This is a genomic window from Legionella feeleii, from assembly GCF_001467625.1.
GTDB classification, from domain to species: domain Bacteria; phylum Pseudomonadota; class Gammaproteobacteria; order Legionellales; family Legionellaceae; genus Tatlockia; species Tatlockia feeleii.
Genome location: NZ_LNYB01000076.1, coordinates 992 through 1,797, shown reverse-complemented (window position 1 = coordinate 1,797; position 806 = coordinate 992). Strand labels below are relative to the sequence as shown.

The following is an 806-nucleotide window of genomic DNA, read 5'->3' as shown; positions in this document are numbered from 1 at the left end:
TTTCAGACGCGTACTGAAGGGCTAAGCGATTCTGCGCCACGGCAGCCAAGACAACCTCGCGGTCGTTTTTCAGTGTTTCAGACGCGTACTCAAGGGCCAAGCCAGTTTGCGCCACGGCAGCCAGAACAACGTCGCGGTCGTTTTTCAGTGTTTCAGATGCGTACTCAAGGGCCCAGCCATTCTCCGCCACGGCAGCCAATAAAAAGTCGCGGTCGTTTTTCAGTGTTTCAGACGCGTACTGAAGGGCCAAGCGATTCTGCGCCACGGCAGCCAAGACAACCTCGCGGTCGTTTTTCAGTGTTTCAGACGCGTACTGAAGGGCCCAGCGATTCTCCGCCACGGCAGCCAAGACAACCTCGCGGTCGTTTTTCAGTGTTTCAGACGCGTACTGAAGGGCCCAGCCATTCTTCGCCACGGCAGCCAAGACAACCTCGCGGTCGTTTTTCAGTGTTTCAGACGCGTACTCAAGGACCGAGCCATTCTCCGCCACGGCAGCCAATAAAAAGTCGCGGTCGTTTTTCAGTGTTTCAGACGCGTACTCAAGGGCCCAGCGATTCTGCGCCACGGCAGCCAGAACAACGTCGCGGTCGTTTTTCAGTGTTTCAGACGCGTACTGAAGGGCCAAGCCATTCTTCGCCACGGCAGCCAAGACAACCTCGCGGTCGTCTTTCAGTGTTTCAGACGCGTACTCAAGGGCCCAGTCATTCTCCGCCACGGCAGCCAGAACAACCTCGCGGTCGTTTTTCAGTGTTTCAGACGCGTACTGAAGGGCCCAGTCATTCTCCGCCACGGCAGCCAGAACAACC

Annotated in this window: 1 protein-coding gene; it reads right to left on the bottom strand. The window is 56.8% G+C overall.

The window, feature by feature from the left end:
* On the bottom strand, positions 1 to 806 hold an 806-nt coding region (locus Lfee_RS07665; RefSeq protein ID WP_193786948.1), incomplete at both ends, for a DUF4116 domain-containing protein.